This is a genomic window from Brevibacterium sp. FME37, from assembly GCF_014897485.1.
In the GTDB taxonomy this organism is placed as follows: Bacteria; Actinomycetota; Actinomycetes; order Actinomycetales; family Brevibacteriaceae; genus Brevibacterium.
The window spans coordinates 42,414-60,016 of sequence record NZ_JABUYE010000019.1 but is presented as its reverse complement, the minus strand read 5'-3'; the positions used below and the strand labels follow the sequence as shown (position 1 = coordinate 60,016).

Below are 17,603 nucleotides of genomic sequence, written 5' to 3'. Positions count from 1 at the left end.
GAGGGCCTGGGTTCATCACAACCCGGGCCCTCCTTCACTTCGCTTGCGCGCAGAGGTGGGACCACCTCGGCGAGGTCAGCGACGAACGTCGTCGACGGCTGGAATCAGAAGTCGAAGAACTCGACCGAGAGCTTGTCGCCATCGATTTTCACTGTGCCGGAGACGGACAGCGGGTTGCCGTTGGAGAAGTACGACGAACCGGCCTTCTTGCCCTGCACGCTGAAGTCGAACTTGCCCGGCTTCTTGGTGAAGAACGAGCCGGAGTTCGTGTCACCCGATCCGAAGCTCGCATCAACCTGGGGCATGTCCTTCATGTTCCACTTGGCGGTGTTCTTCTTCGCCAGATCGGCCAGCTTCTTATCTGAGCCGCCGACAGGGATCTCAGTGGGATCGAACTTGATGAACTTGCACTTGGGTTTGATGTCCTTGTTGTCGAAGCACTTCTTGAGCTCCTTCTCGACCTGTTTCTGAACTTCCTTCTGGAAGGCGCTCGTCGGTGCAAGATCAAGATTGAGCGTCATCGGAGACACCTCATCATTGTTCGGCTTCTCACCCGGAGCAAAGGCCTGAGGGAAGTTCACCGCTGCGGTGTCCTTGGCCTCTCCGACCCATTTGCTCTTGGGGATCTGGAAGTCATAGTTGCCCGGATACACTGCGAAGGACGTGGTGCCCGGCTCCGCCTTGTAATCCTTGCCGTTGACGCTGAGACCATCGGTGCCCGGAATGTCGAGTGAGATCACGTTGAGCGCAGGGCCCGTCAGGGTCCATCTGTCGAAGAACAGATCCTGCTTGCCGTCCTTCTTCGCCTTCAGCTCGACGTTGTACTTGGTGCCGTCGAGATCGTAGGAGACGACGACTGTGCCCTTCTCGTCTTTGACCTTCGAGGACTCGACCTTCGCATTCTCGACCTTCGTCGAGGACGCATCGGTGAACTCCTTGGACAGGAGGTCCAGGTTCGTTCCTTCCGGACGAGGCGAGGGCGCGATCTTCTCAGCTGCAGCGAAGTCACCCTTGCTCAGCGCGGACACGTAGTCTTCGGCAACCTTGTCGGGTCCGTAGTTGTTCTTGTTGACCGTGTTGACGACGAGGAAACCGACGAGGACGAGAATGATGACGAGAGCCACCGCACCCAGAGCGATGAAGAGCGGCATCCTGCTCTTCTTCTCGGGGCGGGCATCGGCACGGGTCGCGGTCGCTGCAGAACCGGCGAAGCCTGGAGCCGGCGCTGGCTGGGGGATCGCCTGTGACTGGCCCGGGCCTGAGCCAGTCCGATGCCCATCGGATCCCGAGACGGTCTGGTATTGCCCGGGTTGACCAGGCGCTTGCTGACCCGGCTGTCCCTGCTGACCTTGCTGGTAGGGGCCACCTGGGTAGGGTGCGCCGCCCTGGTGCTGACCGCCCTGGTACTGACCCGGCTGCTGCTGGCCGCCATACTGTTGGCCGCCGGTGTAGTTTGGGGCCTGGTTCGAGCTGGCCTGCTGCACCTCGGGGCGCGGCGGTTGGTTCTGCTCAGGTGGGTTCGGCTGGGCCGGCTGATTGCTGTGGCCCTGATCGTTCGCGGCGAACGGAGGGGCCTGATCGTCGCGGTAGGACGGAGCTTGTTCGGATCCGCTGGCTGGTGCCTGCGGGCCTGAGCTGCTTGAGTCCACCGAATCATCAGTAGTGTTGCTCGCCGACGTCTCCGCACCGGGTCCCGTTCTGTTGTTCTCGGGAGGGTTCATGGGAGGTGGCGGGAAATTCGGTTCGTCGTTCCCGTTGCTCATCGTTGGCTGCATCCTTCGTGTCTACAAGCGTGTCCTGGCGCAATTGTACTTCCCACAGAAGAGAATCGCGTGGTCAATACCAGGAAGCGAGCACCGTGTCAGCGAAAATGGGAGAGATGCACACTTCTCCTCACCCCCGAACCCATCGCCATCCAGTCCTGCTGGGCCTGCTGGAGGCACTGCGAATCGACCTCATCGCCGTCCCCGCGGCCTTCGTCATCGCCACTGTCTTCTGGATCATCGGACTCGGCTCGCAGCTGCCGTATTCGATCATTCCCGAGTGGGCATTCGCCATGTGGGGCATCGCGCACGGCCTGAGCGTGTCCACGTTGGGCTTTGACTTCTCGCTGGCACCGAGCCTGATCACACTGGGCCTGTGGTTCTTCTTCGCCGCCGGGGCCAAACGCCTGGTCGCCGGCTTCACAGAAGCAGAGCCAGAGGACAGCGACATCATGGAGCCTTCATGGTGGAAGCAGATGCTCCTCGCCTTGGGGACCTACATCATTGCCTATGCCGTCCCGCTGTTCGCTCTGACCCTTCTTGTGGGGGAGGGAACCCTGACACCAGGGGGCCTCCTCCGGCTGATTCTCATGCTGCTGTCCGCCTCTGCGGCCGGATATATGTGGGTTCGCGGTGTCGACGATATCCCGCGATTGCACAATCTCGACAGCGATGCTTGGGTTGCCGGTGCGCAACTGGTCAAGCGGCTACTCTGGGGTGCGGCATTCCTGTCGGTGCTCGTCATCGCCACCGGCATCGTACTGAGGTGGAACGAATTGGCCCAGTCACTGCAGATCTACAGCTCACCGCTGTCTGCAGGTGTGGGCCTGCTGATCATTCAGATTCTCTTCGCCCCAGGAATCTTCTACGCCTCGCTGTCCTGGATCGCAGGCACTGGAGTGAGCGTGGGCGACGGGGCACTGAGTTCGGTATTCCAGACTGCGGCCGGACCGATTCCGCACGTCCCGGTGCTCCAGCTGCTCGTCGGTGATTATCCGGCGTGGACGAACGCGGCACCGGTGCTGCTCGTTCTGTTGGGAGTCCTCAGCGTCATCCTCGGTCGCGATCATGCCCGTCTGGTGATGATGGGTTCGTGGGCAGGGCTGGTCACTGCGGCGATCAAATGCTTCGTCGTGCTTCAGGTCCTCGCGCTCTTCGCGCGAGGGGCCATGGGCCCGTTGGGTCTGTCTGCGTTCGGGCCCTCGGCGCTGACGTCTGCGCTGGTCATCACTGCATGGCTCACGGTGGGGATGGCTGGAGGCCTGCTCCTGACCAGGCTCTCGGACATGCAGACCGGGTCCGGATCTTCCGGCGATCGGGACGGTTTCGATGAAGACGAGGAACCCTTCGGTCGCATCGCCGATGAACGACACGCCGATTATTGGGACGAGGACTGAGCCGAATCAACGGCCTCTCGGCCGAGGATGTCCTACTTTGTGCCGGGCAGGTCCAGGTCCTGGCCGGTGATCTGCTTGAACCAGTCGCCGAGGCCGGTCTGATATTCCGTCGTGCAGGAGAGCTGCGCCTGCTGTGTGATGGCATCGCGCACGCACTCTTCATACTTCGACTGGACGGGCCAGAGGACGACGGACGACATCGTCGAGAAGATGAGGTAGATGGCGAGCAATCCGCCTAGGATCCCAAGCGACATATTGCGCTTCTGCTTCGCCTTGACCACGGCGATGATGTAACGGATCGACCAGACGACGGCGGCAATGGCGAAGGCGATCGCCGCAACCTTGAACGGCAGCGGATACGTGAACGTCAGGACCGAGGCGAGGATCAGCAGGATCAGGACTAGGCCGTGTCGAGCGGGCGCGGCCTGCTTCTCCTCTTCGGGAGTGGGCGCGCTTTTCTCTTCAGTATTGTTTGGTGACGTCACAGCAATAGTTTGTCATAGTCCACTGACAAAAACCTTGGCGGCCACCGGAGTCCGCATTCTGATGCTGTGACCGACAGCCGATGATTCAAACGTTAGAATGGGTCTGTGCGCATCGTTCTTCTGGCATCCGGCTCGGGTACCCTCACACAGGCAGTCATCGACGCCTTCGCCACATCGGGTCGTGGGGTTGAGATAGTCGGAGTCGGTTCCGACTCACAGACGGCGGGTGTTCTCGACCGGGCGAAAGCGCATTCGGTCCCCACCTTCGTCGTGGCACCCAAGGACTGCGCGAGCCGTGAGGATTGGAATCTCCGCCTGCGGGATGCTGTGGCAGACCTGTCACCCGACTGGGTGGTCTCGGCCGGTTTCATGCGGATCCTCGGGTCCTCGTTCATCGCGGCCTTTCGCGATCGCATCATCAACACACATCCGGCCCTGCTGCCGGCCTTCCCCGGCGCCCACGGTGTCCGTGATGCCCTCGCCCACGGTGTGCGCATCACCGGCGGCACCATCCACCTCGTTGACTCCGGGGTCGATACGGGTCCGATCATCACCCAGTTCGCTGTTCCCATCAGCGACGAAGACACCGAAGATACGGTGCACGAACGCATCAAGACTCAGGAGCGGTCGGAACTTGTCCGCCTCCTGACCCACCTCGTCCATCACGACCTCGTCATCGATGGACGGCATGTCAGCGGATATGCCACCTCGGCGTCTTCGTCCTGACCTACTCACCAACCGCACGAAACGGCAATCGAGCCTTCAAGGAGGACTTGTGACAGGAACCCGCGCGATCAAGAGAGCGCTCGTCAGCGTCTACGACAAATCGGGATTGGAGGACCTGGCCCGCGGACTGCAAGCCGCCGGAGTGCAGATCGTGTCCACCGGTTCGACAGCAGCGAAGATCGCCGAGGCGGGCGCTGCAGTCACGAAGGTCGAAGACCTGACAGGGTTCCCAGAATGCCTCGAAGGCCGAGTCAAGACCCTGCACCCGCGGGTCCACGCCGGCATCCTCGCCGATTCGCGCAAGCCGGATCATATGAGCCAGCTCGATGAGCTCGAGATCGAACCCTTCGAGCTCGTCATCGTCAACCTCTACCCCTTCGCCGAGACCGTGGCCAGCGGCGCCGACTTCGACGACTGCGTAGAGCAGATCGACATCGGTGGCCCCTCCATGGTGCGGGCTGCGGCGAAGAACCACCCGAGCGTGTCCGTCATCACCGATCCCAGCGATTACCCCGCCGTCATCGAAGCGGCACAGGGCCAGGGCTTCGACCTTGACGCCAGGCGCGGGTTCGCCGCTCGAGCATTTGCTCACACCGCGGCCTATGACACGGCCGTGGCCTCCTGGTTCGCCGCCGAACTCACTTCCGGTGCAGAAGAAGCGGGAACCGACGAAGCGGCCGCGGCTGCCGGCCAGCCAGCCTTCGCCGGAGTGACGGGGGAGAAGCTGAGGGACCTGCGCTACGGCGAGAACCCCCACCAGGCAGCGGCGGTGTACTCCGACGGAACCCGTGGAATCGCCGGTGCGAAACTCCTCGGCGGCAAGGCGATGTCCTACAACAACTACACGGACACCGATGCTGCCATTCGCGCGGCCTTCGACTTCGACCGTCCGGCTGTGGCAATCATCAAGCACGCCAACCCCTGTGGGATCGCTGTGGCCGATACGGCAGCCGCCGCACACAAGGCAGCCCACGAATGCGACTCTCTGTCCGCCTACGGCGGCGTCATCGCGACCAACCGTGAGGTCGACGCCGAACTGGCCGCTTCGATCAAGCCGATCTTCACTGAGTGCCTGGCCGCCCCCTCATTCTCGCCCGAAGCCCTGGAGCTTTTGTCGGGCAAGAAGAACCTGCGCCTGCTTGAACTCGGCGACGTCGACTTCGCACCCTCGGAGATCAAGCCGATCACCGGCGGGTTCCTCGTCCAAGACCGCGATGCATTCCAGGCCGACGGCGATGCTGCGGAGAACTGGACACTGGCCGCAGGCACTGCCGCTACCGCCGAGGTTCTGGCCGACCTGGAATTCGCCTGGAAGGCCTGCCGTGCAGTGAAGTCCAATGCCATTCTCGTGGCCAAGGACGGTGCGTCCGTGGGCGTGGGGATGGGCCAGGTCAACCGGGTCGATTCCGCGAAGCTGGCCGTTGAACGTGCCGGTGAGGAGCGAGCGACCGGGGCCGTGGCCGCCTCGGACGCCTTCTTCCCGTTCGCAGACGGACTGCAGATCCTCATCGATGCCGGCATCAGCGCGGTTGTGCAGCCCGGTGGTTCGATCCGCGATGATGAGGTCGTCGAAGCGGCTGAGAAGGCGGGGATCACCATGTACCTGACCGGGAGCCGCCATTTCTTCCACTGAGAAGGGGAGGGCCCACCCACGCCATGCCAGGCGTGGGCGCGGCCCGATCGCCAAACGCTGGATCTATTGGAAACGGCGCTACGCAAACCCTGTACTCCGCGACTGGGTGCTATTGGCATGCCTGCTGGGAATCCTGATTGCAGCCGCATGCACCATCATCGATTTCCGACTCGGTGCGATCGTTTTGGCTGTCGTGCCGGCAGGGCTGGCGATGATGCGTGCGATGCCGGAGCCGTGGGAAGAGGTCTGGACCAACCGGTCGAAGAGCGTCGACATTGGAACCGGGCTGTTTTTCGCCGTGGTTCTCGTGGCATTGGCGTTCGTAGTTCCGGAGTCACGCTGAACCTGCCGGAAGCCGAACCACAGTCTTTTTGTGCATTTGCTGAGAAGCGGGAAGATTCGGTTACACCCGCGTCCGATAAGTGGCAGGGTGATTGGTGTAAGAAGGTTCGCAAGAACCTTTTCCATTGAAGGGAGACAGTATGGGACTCGACGATCTTACAAACAAAGCCAAGGACGCCATGAACAGCGACAAGGGTGAAGAGTTCAGCGATAAGGGTCTTGATAAGGCTACTGACTTCGCCAATGACAAGACCGGCGGCAAGTTCGACGACCAGATCAACAAGGGTCGCGACGGAGTCGACGGAAAAATTGGCAACGACTGATTTTTGAATCCATCGCCGCGTCCGGCATGGAAAAGCGCCGAGGTGAAATTATTTTCACCTCGGCGCTTCATTTATGTCTCCAGGTCCGTGCCCGGTTGTCAGCCGAGCTTTTCGATGGGGGCGTAGCGCAGCAAGAGTCGTTTCGTGCCCAGGGAGCCGAAGTCGACGACGGCCACTGTCTTATCGCCGACACCTTTGACCTCTGTCACGGTTCCAAGACCGAAGGACTCATGTGAGACCTTCTCGCCCACCGATACGGTGATGACCTCTCGGTTGGGTCGAATCCGATTCGGGAAACCGGCCACAGGCGACGAAGAGTTCGCAGAGCTTGAGCGCGAGCGAGACGAAGAGCCGGATCCGCGTGAGGAACCGAACCCGCCGCCGCGCGAGCCGCTGTAGCCGCCGAGGCTTCCCCCGCCATAGCCGCCGGAAGAGAATCCGCCGCCGCTGGATGAGAAGGTGCCGGTGTTCTCCCATTCGATGAGGCTCTCGGGAATTTCAGAGAGGAACCGGCTCGGCGGGTTGTACTGCGGCTGTCCCCACATGCTGCGAGTCTCCGCCCGAGTCACGATCAGGCGCTGTCGAGCCCGGGTCAGACCCACATAGGCCAGACGACGCTCCTCTGAGAGCTCATTGGGATTCTCGAAGGAACGAGCGTGCGGGAAGCCACCGTCTTCGAGGCCGGTGAGGAATACGACCGGGAACTCCAGGCCCTTCGCCGTGTGCAGGGTCATGAGCGTGACCTGACCGAGTTCGGCATCAGGGATCTGATCCGTGTCCGAGGCCAGCGCCACCTGCTCGAGGAAGGCCTCGATCGAGGAACCGCCCGACGTGGGAGACTCCTCATCTTCAGCCTCAGGAACAGCCTCGACCTCAGGAGCAACCTCAGCCTCAGTCTCCGCCTGCGCTTCAGTCTCCGCCTGTGGTTCCCCCTCGGGCTCATCGTCGTCATCGCCGGTGCCGGCCATGGCCTGTGTGGCGACGAAGTCCTCGGCCACGGCCACGAGTTCGGCGAGGTTATCAACACGCGATTCGTCCTGCGGGTCTGTGCTCTTCTGCAACGACTCAAGGTAGCCGCTCTGCTCGAGAATCGCCTCGATGACCCGCGACAGTGGAGCCGCTTCGGCAATGGCTGCCAGATCTCGCATGAGATCGTAGAACTTCGACACGGAGGCCTTTGCCCGGGCGGACAGATGGACTATCTCATCAAGGCGTCCCAGCGCCGTGTAGAAGCTGATGCCCTCACGGTCGGCGAAGTCAGCGACGATGCCCTCGGTGCGATCACCGATGGCCCGCTTGGGAACGTTGAGGATGCGCCGCAGATTCACATCGTCATCCGGATTGGCGACTACACGTAGATATGCGAGAGCGTCCTTGATCTCCTTACGTTCGTAGAACCGTGTGCCGCCGACGACCTTATAGGGAATGCCCGAGCGGACCAGAGCATCCTCAATGGCACGGGACTGAGCATTGGTGCGGTAGAAGACCGCGAAGTCACCATATGTGTACTTCTCATTGTCGATGAGCTCGTCGACACGGTCGACGATGAAGCGAGCTTCGGACTGCTCATTCTCCGCCACCCAGCCGACGATGGATTCGCCCGTGCCCTCTGAGGTCCACAGTTTCTTGTCCTTGCGGTCCTGATTGTTCGAGATGACAGCGTTGGCAGCATCGAGGATGTTCTGCGTGGAGCGATAGTTCTGCTCCAGCAGAATCGTCTCCGCATCGGGGAAGTCCTTCTCGAACTCCACGATATTGCGCACTGTCGCCCCGCGAAAGGCATAGATCGACTGGTCGGCGTCACCGACGACCGTCAGCTCAGCCCCGGTGGCACCACCGGCGCCGTTGCCGGCGAGAGACTTGATGAGCGCATACTGGGCCGGGTTCGTGTCCTGGTACTCGTCGACGAGGATGTGTCGGAACCGTCGGCGATAGAAGTCGGCGACCTCAGGGAAGGCGCCGAAGAGATGAACGGTCTCAGCAATGAGGTCATCGAAGTCGAAAGCATTGGCCAGGCGCAGGCGAGAGGTGTATCGCCTGAACACATCGGCGAGGACCTCATCGGCGGGATTGTTCGGCCGGGGCATGAAGTCATCGGGCGTCTGCAGGTCGTTCTTGAGATTGGAGATTCTGTGCAGCATCGACCGAGGCGTGTACTTCTTCGTGTCGATTCCCAGTTCCTTCAGGATCTGAGACACGAGCCGTTGAGCATCCTGGGCATCGTAGATCGTGAAGTTGGTCTTCATGCCCAGCACCTTCGCCTCGCGGCGGAGGATCCGTACACAAGAGGAGTGGAAGGTCGAGACCCACATCGCTCGCGATGCCGGACCGACGATGGAGCGCACGCGCTCAGCCATCTCCTTGGCGGCCTTGTTCGTGAACGTGATCGCCAGGACCTCACCGGGATGGGCCCGACCGGTGGCCAGCGCATAGGCGATGCGCCTGGTCAGGACGGTCGTCTTTCCTGATCCGGCGCCCGCCACGATGAGGAGGGGGGAGCCCGTGTGGGCAACGGCCTCACGCTGTCGTGGGTTGAGTCCGGTGACGAGTTCGGCCGCACGTGAGTCGGCTCCCGGAGTGGCTTCTTCGATGTTTTCAGCTGCAGCAGTCATGTCCGGGTCAACGATACCGTCAGCCGCTGACGCAGTGAAAAGTACGGAGCAGATGGGCGAAGAAAGTACGGAGCAGGAAGCCGAGGAGAGTGCAGCGGGGCGAGCAGAGAAAAGGCTCCGCCCCGATCGCGAACAGCGGTGCGAACGGGGCGGAGCCGGCTCAACGAAAGTTGAGATTCGAAGATCAGTGGACGAAGACGGCCACCAACACGTTGATGATCGCTCCAGCGAATACGAGGTGCGCCATCGTCGCCGAAGGGTTCTTCACCGCGGTCGCCACGGTTCCATCGGCGCCGCCTCCAGCGGGTGCGACACCAGCAGTCGAAGATCCGGCAGCGAAGGCCTTCTGCTTCTTGTTGCCGATGAATGCGAAGACGGTGACGAGAATCGCAATCAGGAGTTTGATGCCGATCTTCATGTGGTTGACTTCGCCCGAACCCATCTCAGCGATGGTGAGCAGGAGAAGACCGGTGATCAGCTGAAGATAAGAGCCGTGCAGCATGCCGGGAGCAACTTTGGGAGTGCGAATGAGGGAGAAATACCCACCCACGATGATCGCCATTCCAATGAGGTGCAGAGCAACTAAAATCTCGCGAAGAATTTCCATACGGTTCATCGTAGTGGCATGATGGTGTCTCGTGAGCGCGGGCCCTCAACTGGTGCACGCTGTTCCGCCCTGGTGTAATGGCAGCACGCCGGCCTTTGGAGCCGTGTGGTATAGGTTCGAATCCTATGGGCGGAGCTGGCCCAATCCGACTTGCGAAGGATTCAACAGATGTCGCAGACCAGACCCATCGCCGTCATCGTTCTGGCAGCAGGCCAGGGCACCCGTATGAAGTCAACGCTGCCGAAGGTTCTGCACCCGATCGGCGGACGCTCCCTGCTCCACCACTCCATCGCGGCGGCAGCCGGTGCCACTCCGGAACACCTCGTCGTCGTCGTCAGGCATGAACGCGACCAGCTCATCTCCCATCTCGAGTCCCTGCCGATCAATTCGACGCAGACAGTCCTCATCGCCGATCAGGACGAGGTCCCCGGCACCGGCCGCGCCACCGAATGCGCGCTGACACAGCTGCCAGATGACCTCGACGGTACAGTGGTCGTGACCTACGGCGATGTGCCCCTTCTCACGACTGACACGATCAACAACCTCGTCGAGGTCCACGAGTCCTCCCACAATGCCGTGACGGTCCTCTCTGCCGAAGTCGACGACCCCAATGGGTACGGACGCATCGTCCGCGACGCCTCCGGAGCCTTGCTGCGCATCGTCGAGCAGAAGGACGCCAGCGATGACCAGCGCAGCATTCGAGAGATCAACTCCGGAATCTACGCCTTCGACGCCTCGGCACTGAAGGCCGGTCTCGCGTCACTGACGACGGACAACGCACAGGGTGAGAAATACCTCACCGACGTCATCGGATTCTCCCGTGATGCTGGTCAGTCAGTGGCCGCCACCGCCACCCAAGACCTGTGGCAGGTCGAGGGTGCCAACGACCGTGTGCAGCTGGCCAACCTCGGCAAGGAGCTCAACCGCCGCGTCTGCGAAAAGTGGATGCGTGCAGGCGTATCCATCATCGACCCCGACACGACCTGGATCGACATGGATGTATCCGTGGGCGAAGACGTTACGATCCTTCCCGGAGTCCAGCTGCTCGGTGCCACCGATATCGCCACCGGCGCTGTCGTCGGCCCCGACTCAACGCTCAAGGACACCGAGGTGGGTGCAGGGGCACAGGTTGTGCGCACCCATTCGGAACTCGCCGTTGTGGGAGCCGGCGCCAAGGTCGGACCGTTCGCGTACCTGCGACCTGGGACCAACCTCGGCGAGGATGGAAAGATCGGCACCTTCGTGGAGACGAAGAACGCTGACATCGGACGGGGCGCGAAGGTGCCGCACCTGTCCTACGTCGGCGATGCCGAGATCGGTGAGGGATCCAACATCGGAGCCGCATCGGTCTTCGTCAACTACGACGGTGTCAACAAGCACCGCACCGTCGTCGGAAAGCACGCACGCATGGGCTCGGACAACATGTACGTTGCCCCTGTCACGGTAGGCGACGGCGCCTACTCAGGTGCGAGCACAACTGTGCGCAAAGATGTCCCTGCGGGAGCGCTTGCCATAACCGTGGCGCCACAGCGTAACCTGGAGGGTTGGGTCGTCAGCAACCGCCCCGGTACGCCTGCAGCGCAGGCAGCCGAGGCCGCATCTGAAGGGGAACCGGCAAGTGAATGAAATAACGACGGCGAGCGAAAAGAAGCTCGTCCTGGTCAGCGGGCGCGCGAACAATGAGCTCGCTGAGCAAGTCGCTGAGAACCTGGGGACGGAACTTCTCCCCACTGACATTTACAACTTTGCCAATGGAGAGATCTACGTCCGGTTCTCCGAATCGGTCCGCGGCTGTGACGTCTTCGTCCTCCAGTCGCACTGTGCACCGATCAACGAATGGCTGATGGAGCAGCTCATCATGGTCGACGCACTCAAACGTGCCTCGGCCAAGCGGATCACGGTCATCGCACCGTTCTTCCCCTACGCGAGGCAGGACAAGAAGCATCGCGGACGTGAGCCCATCTCGGCTCGTCTCGTGGCCGATCTGTACAAGACAGCCGGTGCCGATCGCATCATCACCGTGGACCTGCACACTGCGCAGATCCAGGGGTACTTCGACGGACCGGTCGACCACCTCATCGCGATGCCGATCCTCGCCGGCTACGTCAAGGACAAGTACCCGACCGAGCTGGCGGTGGTCTCACCCGACGCCGGCCGCATCAAGGTCGCCGAGAACTGGTCGAACTCCCTGGGTGGAGTGCCGCTGGCATTCATCCACAAGACTCGCGACATCACACGACCGAATGAGACCAAGGCCAACCGTGTCGTCGGTGAGGTCGAGGGCCGAACCTGTGTCCTCGTCGATGACATGATCGACACGGGCGGGACCATCGTCCAGGCCGCCGACGCCTGCATGGCCGCCGGAGCCACCGGAGTCATCGTCGTCTCGACACACGCAGTCTTCTCCGGACCGGCCGTCGAGCGCCTGTCGAACTCCGTGGCGCAGGAAGTCATCGTGACGAACACGCTCCCGCTGACCGAAGACAAGATGTTCGACAAGCTCACCGTGCTCTCGATCGCTCCGCTGATCGCCCGTGCCGTGCACGAGGTCTTCGAAGACGGATCGGTCACCAGCCTCTTCGAGGTCTGAGCCAGAGCCGCAACGCGTCTCCCGAAGCGAACCCCGAGCCGAGAGTCCGGCTCGGGGTTCGCTCTGTCTTATCTGCACCATCACCTGCCGTGGGAACGATCGACGCTCTACACTGGAGACAACCGAGTGGAGGGAACCGTGACGATGTCGTCCCACGATTACAACCGGTACCGGGTGAGCGTCTCCGGCGGCGAGCTGTCCGTCGGCGTCTGGGAACCCGTGGCCTACGGGCCCGGCCGCGTCCCCACGGTGTGCGTCATCCACGGAATCACCTCGAACCATCTGTTCTTCGCCGGGCTGGTCTCCTCACTGCCCGGTGTGCGCATCATCGGCCCCGACCTGCGCGGACGTGCCGACTCTCGTCTGTTGGGGCCGCCGTTCGGCATGAAGGCCCATGCCGAGGACGTCCTCACCGCCATCGAGGCCTTCGCCGAGCCCGGGCCGGTCACACTGGTCGGACATTCTATGGGCGGATTCGTTGCCATGACCCTGGCCGGTATGGGTGCAGGTGCCGATTCCGATGCCGAGGTGGCCGACCGTTTCCACGGACCTGTCCTCATCGACGGAGGACTTCCCCTGCCGGTGCCAGAAGCAGGGGGAGACGTCGACATCGCAGCACCCGATGAGCTCAACGATCAGGATCTTGACACCGACGATCTCATCGCCGCAGTCCTCGGGCCGGCCGCCGAACGGTTGTCGATGTCATTCGCGTCGGTTGAGGAATACCTCGCGTTCTTCGCCGCCCATCCAGCTTTCGTCGATGGTCTCGACAATGTGGCCACGGAGAGCTTCGTCTACGATCTCGCGGCCAAGGACGATCACAGCTTCCAGCCGTCGACGTCCATTGAGGCGATGCAGGCCGACTCGGCGGATATGTACACCGGCGGCGCCTACCGCAACGCACTGGCCCAGATCATGAGCAGTCAGCGGCGTCAGTCCGAGGTGACGTTCCTCTTCGCCGAACGTGACCTCGTTGCCTCCGAGCCGGGTCTCTACCCGCCGGAACTCGTGGCCTCCTACCAGCAGCGCTGGGAAGAGCTGAACGTTGTCGAGGTGCCCGGCACGAACCATTACGACATCCTCCTCACGGAGACCGGCATCGATGCGTGTGCTGAAGCTGTGACCGCCCGACTTGGCGTCACCGACGACAGTGACCTAGAATCATAGGGTTGCCTCGGCGAGGGAAACTCATGTTTCCGTTATCGACGCGGTCCTGACCCACAACACTGACCGGCCCTTCGGAGCCGAATTGAGACAGTGACATTGTGGTTGAAGGCTGTTTCGCCGTGGTGCTTGCAAGATAAGTACACCACGAAGGAGAGAAAATGGCTGACTTCAAACTCATCGCCGAACCCCGCAATGAATTCGGCAAGGGCGCTGCCCGCCGGACCCGCCGTGCAGGTCGCATCCCCGCAGTCGTCTACGGACACGGCGGAGATCCTGTGCACATCTCGATTGACGGCCACGCCACCATGATGGCCCTCAAGCACGCCAACGCCCTCTTCGAGATCGAAAGCACCGATGGTGCCAAGAACGTTCTCGCAATCGCTCGCGACGTGCAGACCGACCCGGTCACCCGTCAGATCGAGCACCTTGACCTGATCATCGTCAAGCGCGGCGAAAAGGTCGAGGTTGACGTTCCTGTTCACATCATCGGCGAAGCCGTTCCCGGCACCATGGTGCAGCAGGAAGAGTCGACGCTCCTCATCAAGGCAGACGCCACCAAGCTGCCTGAGTACATCGAGGTCACCATTGAGGGGCGCGCCGCCGGTGAGCACGTTCTGGCCGGACAGGTCGAAATGGCTTCAGGCGTCGAACTCGCTGCTGATCCCGAACTTCTCGTCGTCAACGTCTCGGAAGAGGCCGAGATGGACACCGAGTCGGATGCAGACGAGACCGACGAAGAGTCGACCGAAGAGTCGGCCGAAGGTGCAGCAGAGGAGAAGTCAGAGGACGAGTGACCTCGACTTCTTCCGTCTGCGCCCAGCTTCTGGGCACAGCCTGAAAAGTGAATTCGGTGGGTCGTTGACGAAACGGCCCACCGAATTCGTTCTGTGAGCACATGTGCTGTCAGGGTTCCTGACAGATCAGGTGTCCTCGAAGAGCGGTGAAGACGAATGAGCGAAGGACGACGATGACGAATGAAGCATGGCTGGTGTTCGGCTTGGGCAATCCTGGCCCCAAATACGAAACGACAAGACACAACATCGGGCAGATGGTCATCGCCGAACTCGCACACCGCATCGGCGTCAACCTGACCCGAACCAAACTGCGTGCCAACGTCGGCACGTCCAGACTGCCGTCAGGCTCGGTTCCCGGAATTCCCGGACCACGCGTGGTGCTGGCAACGTCGACGGGCTATATGAACGAATCGGGAGGACCGGTGAGGCAGCTCGCCGATTTCTACTCGATCGACACCGACCGGATCATTGCCGTCCACGACGATGTGGACATCGCCTTCGACACGATCAAGGCGAAGGTCGGCGGGGGAGAGGGCGGACACAATGGCCTGCGGTCGATGACATCGGCGCTGGGGACGAAGAGCTATCCTCGCATCCGGGCCGGTGTCGGACGGCCCATGGGACGCCAGGACACCGCAGACTACGTGCTCAAACCCTTCTCCAAGGACGAACGCGAAACACTTCCGATCTTCATCTCGGATATCGCAGATGCCGTCGAGATGTACATCGTCGAGGGCCTTGAAAAGGTGCAGCTCAAGTACCACTCGAAGTGACAGCGGCGCTCAGTCGGTGTCACTTCCCGTCGCCGGACCGCTTTTCAGAGGTGGAACGTTTCTCAGAGGTGAGCTTGTTCTGACTCCTGCGATGGATCATCCAAGCGGCGAAGACGCCGCCGGCGAAGCCGAAGAGATGGCCCTGCCAGGAGATCCCATTGGCCTGGGGCAGCATCCCGAAGACCATCGATGCGCCGAAAGTGACGAAGACGAAGAAGCCGATGGCGAAGTAGACGATTTTGCGAAGCATGTCGTCGGTGAACCATGTGCGCACCGCCAGGTAGCCGAAGAATCCGAACACGATGCCGGAGGCGCCGACGATGTGCTGACCGGTCGGCAGCGTCGTCAACCAGGCACCGAGCCCGGATACCACCGCCGTGATGATGGTGACGAGCCAGAACCGACGTGCCCCCTCAACGGCGATGCACAGGCCGAGAATGAGGAACGGGAACGTGTTGGCCGTCAGATGACCGAACCCCGCATGCAGCAGGGGAGACGTCACCACACCGTAGAGGGACAGCGGATTCCACGACTGCAGACTGAACATGTCGAGATTGGCGGGAAGTATGGTGTCGACGATCTCAATGACCCACATGATGGCCAGCAGAACAAGGACTGGGACGAAGCGTGAGAGTCGGTGATCGCGGCTGACAGTGGTCTGCAGGTTGGCGACTTTGGGTGGCTTTGCGGGTGGGTGGCCGCCTGACCTGGGTGGATTGGGGACAGATGAATCGTTGCCGAAGATGTACTGGGATTCTTCAGCGGAGAAACGAGGGGACTGGTCGGAACTCATGTCTCAATTGTCGGTGATGAAGCTTGGAGAACGCCGAAGAACCGGGGCTCGGAGACAATCGTGTCCGTTCCGTTAGTCCCGTTACAGTCCTGAGATCTCCGGTGAATCAGTCCACGGTCGTGCTGCCGATCGGTTCCTTCTCCTCGTCCAAGGCTTCGACGACGATCCGGGAACCAGCGGGAGTGATGTCGGCTGCGGTTTCGAAGCCGGTGCGATCGACGACGGCGGTCTCTTCAAGCTGCTCCTCGTCGTCTCCGCTGAGGATGCGCCAGGCTGCAACCTCGCTGGCTCCGTTCCAACTCATGTGCACTCGCGTGATGCCCTCACTAGGTTCGGACTTCGTCGCGGTTGGCGGAGCTGAGGGGGTTGCCTCCCAGTCGAAGCGGTAGGCCCGGTAGTTTGAACCGCCGGTGAATGTCGCGTCGTAGAGAAGCTTGCCGTCGGAGGTGAATTCCGAGAAGTACGGCTCGGAGCCCCAGCCGATGAACACATTGCCGTTGTCGAGTTCCTGCAGATTGCCCTGACTTCCCGAGGAGCGGTCGTCGGGGGCAGGGTACTCGGTGTCGACAGTGACCTTCTTCTTTCCCTCATCGACGTCGAGGCGCAGCCCTCTGGTATCGCCGAGGCGGGGCGCAGCGTGGTTGTCGAAGAGGGTGATCGTGCCGTCTTCGCGGCGGATGGCGTCGTGCTGCCAGGCGAAGGTCGCGCCGTGACCCATCTCGAAATCGCTGGCCGATCCGCCCAGCACCCAATTCAGATCGGTCGTCTCCCGATCGAGTTGATACATCGCATGGGTGTTGCGGGCGGAGACGAGCAGTGCGTCGCCGTCGTCGTCCTCTGACACCGAATTCAGATGGATGTAGTCGAAGGGCTCCTCCTCGGTGCCTTCGCCATCCTTGATCTTCGACTGCGTCTGGTCGACGGGAACGTCGTCGAGCGATCGCCATTCGACAACGGGATCACCGGATGCGATGTCGACCTCCTGGACCACTCCTTCCCATACCCAGCCGTCCTTCGGGCCGTCGACGGGGCTGAGATCCGTCTGGGTCTTGATATAGGAGAGGAGGAGCATCGTGCCGTCTTCGGTGATCGTCGTTTCGTGCAGATCGGCGGTCTTGTGCGCTAGGTCCCCGCCCATGCCCACCCGTGCTATCTCGTTGTAGCTGTCGTCGAGCATCACCACTTCGCCGGCTGTTTCTGGAGTCTCGGCCAGCCCTTCCCACCAGGTGAGGACAGGTTCGTCCTGGTACTCTTGAACCCGCAGGTCCCACATCTGGCCCGACCCGTGTCGGATCCAGACCGGTTCTCCGGCCGAGTCGAGGATGAGCCCACCGACCCAGGACTTCTCATCATCGGCGGCCTGTCCCTTGGGCGCGAGGAATGTCTTGAGGTCGTTCTCTTCCTCAGGCGGCTGTGAGCTGACGTCGATGTCGATCTTCGGCGGGTTCAAGTCCGGCCTGGTGCTGAAGTCCCAGCGTTCGGGTTGGGGGACTTCCTCTTCGGTGGTGCACCCTGACAGGAGCAGCGTTGCGGCCGCCACAGATGCAAGAAGCGTGCGGTAGGACATGACCCCATCTTCACACGTTTCCACCCAGGAG

Annotated in this window: 16 protein-coding genes and 1 tRNA gene; 11 read left to right on the top strand and 6 right to left on the bottom strand. The window is 61.7% G+C overall.

Translation table 11 applies throughout. The features are described from left to right. Window positions 1-104: 104 nt before the first annotated feature. The gene (locus INT29_RS17810; RefSeq protein ID WP_193072685.1) at window positions 105-1,763 is read right to left on the bottom strand and encodes a hypothetical protein; all 1,659 of its coding nucleotides are present in this window, start codon (window positions 1,761-1,763) and stop codon (window positions 105-107) included. Between the two features lie 116 nt (window positions 1,764-1,879). Here INT29_RS17810 and INT29_RS17805 point away from each other — a divergent pair, with 116 nt between their 5' ends. Continuing rightward, entirely contained in the window at window positions 1,880-3,160 is a 1,281-nt protein-coding gene (locus tag INT29_RS17805) for a DUF6350 family protein (RefSeq protein ID WP_101569885.1), read from the top strand. Window positions 3,161-3,192: 32 nt separating this feature from the next. On the opposite strand, the gene INT29_RS17800 is transcribed toward INT29_RS17805, so the two are convergent. Then, complete coding sequence (locus tag INT29_RS17800) at window positions 3,193-3,645, bottom strand: hypothetical protein (RefSeq protein WP_193072683.1); 453 nt, start codon at window positions 3,643-3,645, stop codon at window positions 3,193-3,195. 105 nt (window positions 3,646-3,750) lie between these two features. On the opposite strand from INT29_RS17800, the gene purN reads away from it, so the two are divergent. The 4 genes from purN to INT29_RS17780 all read left to right on the top strand — a co-directional run bounded on the left by purN (window position 3,751) and on the right by INT29_RS17780 (window position 6,669). Then, the gene (gene purN, locus INT29_RS17795; protein ID WP_193072681.1) at window positions 3,751-4,371 is read left to right on the top strand and encodes a phosphoribosylglycinamide formyltransferase; all 621 of its coding nucleotides are present in this window, start codon (window positions 3,751-3,753) and stop codon (window positions 4,369-4,371) included. Window positions 4,372-4,420: 49 nt separating this feature from the next. Beyond that, window positions 4,421-6,004 carry a bifunctional phosphoribosylaminoimidazolecarboxamide formyltransferase/IMP cyclohydrolase gene (gene purH / locus INT29_RS17790; protein ID WP_193072678.1) on the top strand — a complete coding sequence of 528 codons (1,584 nt, stop codon included), beginning with the start codon at window positions 4,421-4,423 and terminating at the stop codon, window positions 6,002-6,004. Window positions 6,005-6,110: 106 nt separating this feature from the next. Further along, window positions 6,111-6,347 carry a hypothetical protein gene (locus tag INT29_RS17785; protein ID WP_226830707.1) on the top strand — a complete coding sequence of 79 codons (237 nt, stop codon included), beginning with the start codon at window positions 6,111-6,113 and terminating at the stop codon, window positions 6,345-6,347. A 139-nt stretch (window positions 6,348-6,486) separates the two neighbouring features. Further along, window positions 6,487-6,669, top strand: a complete 183-nt coding sequence (locus INT29_RS17780; protein WP_101569596.1) for an antitoxin — start codon at window positions 6,487-6,489, stop codon at window positions 6,667-6,669. Between the two features lie 98 nt (window positions 6,670-6,767). Here INT29_RS17780 and INT29_RS17775 read toward each other — a convergent pair whose 3' ends face one another. Together INT29_RS17775 and INT29_RS17770 are read right to left on the bottom strand one after the other, a co-directional pair. Then, on the bottom strand, window positions 6,768-9,281 hold the full coding sequence (locus INT29_RS17775; RefSeq protein ID WP_193072676.1) for a UvrD-helicase domain-containing protein: 2,514 nt from the start codon (window positions 9,279-9,281) through the stop codon (window positions 6,768-6,770). A gap of 184 nt (window positions 9,282-9,465) precedes the next feature. Continuing rightward, window positions 9,466-9,888, bottom strand: a complete 423-nt coding sequence (locus tag INT29_RS17770) for a hypothetical protein (protein ID WP_101569598.1) — start codon at window positions 9,886-9,888, stop codon at window positions 9,466-9,468. A 63-nt stretch (window positions 9,889-9,951) separates the two neighbouring features. On the opposite strand from INT29_RS17770, the gene INT29_RS17765 reads away from it, so the two are divergent. The 6 genes from INT29_RS17765 (at window position 9,952) to pth (ending at window position 15,212) form a co-directional block, all read left to right on the top strand. Then, window positions 9,952-10,023 (top strand) — tRNA-Gln (locus tag INT29_RS17765). Between the two features lie 33 nt (window positions 10,024-10,056). Then, the gene (gene glmU / locus INT29_RS17760; RefSeq protein WP_101569599.1) at window positions 10,057-11,514 is read left to right on the top strand and encodes a bifunctional UDP-N-acetylglucosamine diphosphorylase/glucosamine-1-phosphate N-acetyltransferase GlmU; all 1,458 of its coding nucleotides are present in this window, start codon (window positions 10,057-10,059) and stop codon (window positions 11,512-11,514) included. Next, a complete protein-coding gene (locus INT29_RS17755; RefSeq protein WP_101569600.1) occupies window positions 11,507-12,478 on the top strand; it encodes a ribose-phosphate diphosphokinase in 972 nt (323 codons plus the stop codon). Before glmU ends, INT29_RS17755 begins: the two co-directional genes overlap by 8 nt. A gap of 144 nt (window positions 12,479-12,622) precedes the next feature. Further along, on the top strand, window positions 12,623-13,645 hold the full coding sequence (locus INT29_RS17750; protein WP_180958881.1) for an alpha/beta hydrolase: 1,023 nt from the start codon (window positions 12,623-12,625) through the stop codon (window positions 13,643-13,645). 158 nt (window positions 13,646-13,803) lie between these two features. Beyond that, complete coding sequence (locus INT29_RS17745; RefSeq protein ID WP_193072673.1) at window positions 13,804-14,439, top strand: 50S ribosomal protein L25/general stress protein Ctc; 636 nt, start codon at window positions 13,804-13,806, stop codon at window positions 14,437-14,439. A 173-nt stretch (window positions 14,440-14,612) separates the two neighbouring features. Beyond that, window positions 14,613-15,212, top strand: a complete 600-nt coding sequence (pth, locus tag INT29_RS17740) for an aminoacyl-tRNA hydrolase (RefSeq protein WP_193072671.1) — start codon at window positions 14,613-14,615, stop codon at window positions 15,210-15,212. A gap of 19 nt (window positions 15,213-15,231) precedes the next feature. On the opposite strand, the gene INT29_RS17735 is transcribed toward pth, so the two are convergent. Next, window positions 15,232-16,005 (bottom strand): rhomboid family intramembrane serine protease, encoded by a 774-nt coding sequence (locus INT29_RS17735; protein WP_193072669.1) that lies wholly within the window; start codon window positions 16,003-16,005, stop codon window positions 15,232-15,234. A gap of 106 nt (window positions 16,006-16,111) precedes the next feature. Then, a complete protein-coding gene (locus INT29_RS17730; protein WP_193072667.1) occupies window positions 16,112-17,572 on the bottom strand; it encodes an arylsulfotransferase family protein in 1,461 nt (486 codons plus the stop codon). Window positions 17,573-17,603 lie beyond the last annotated feature (31 nt).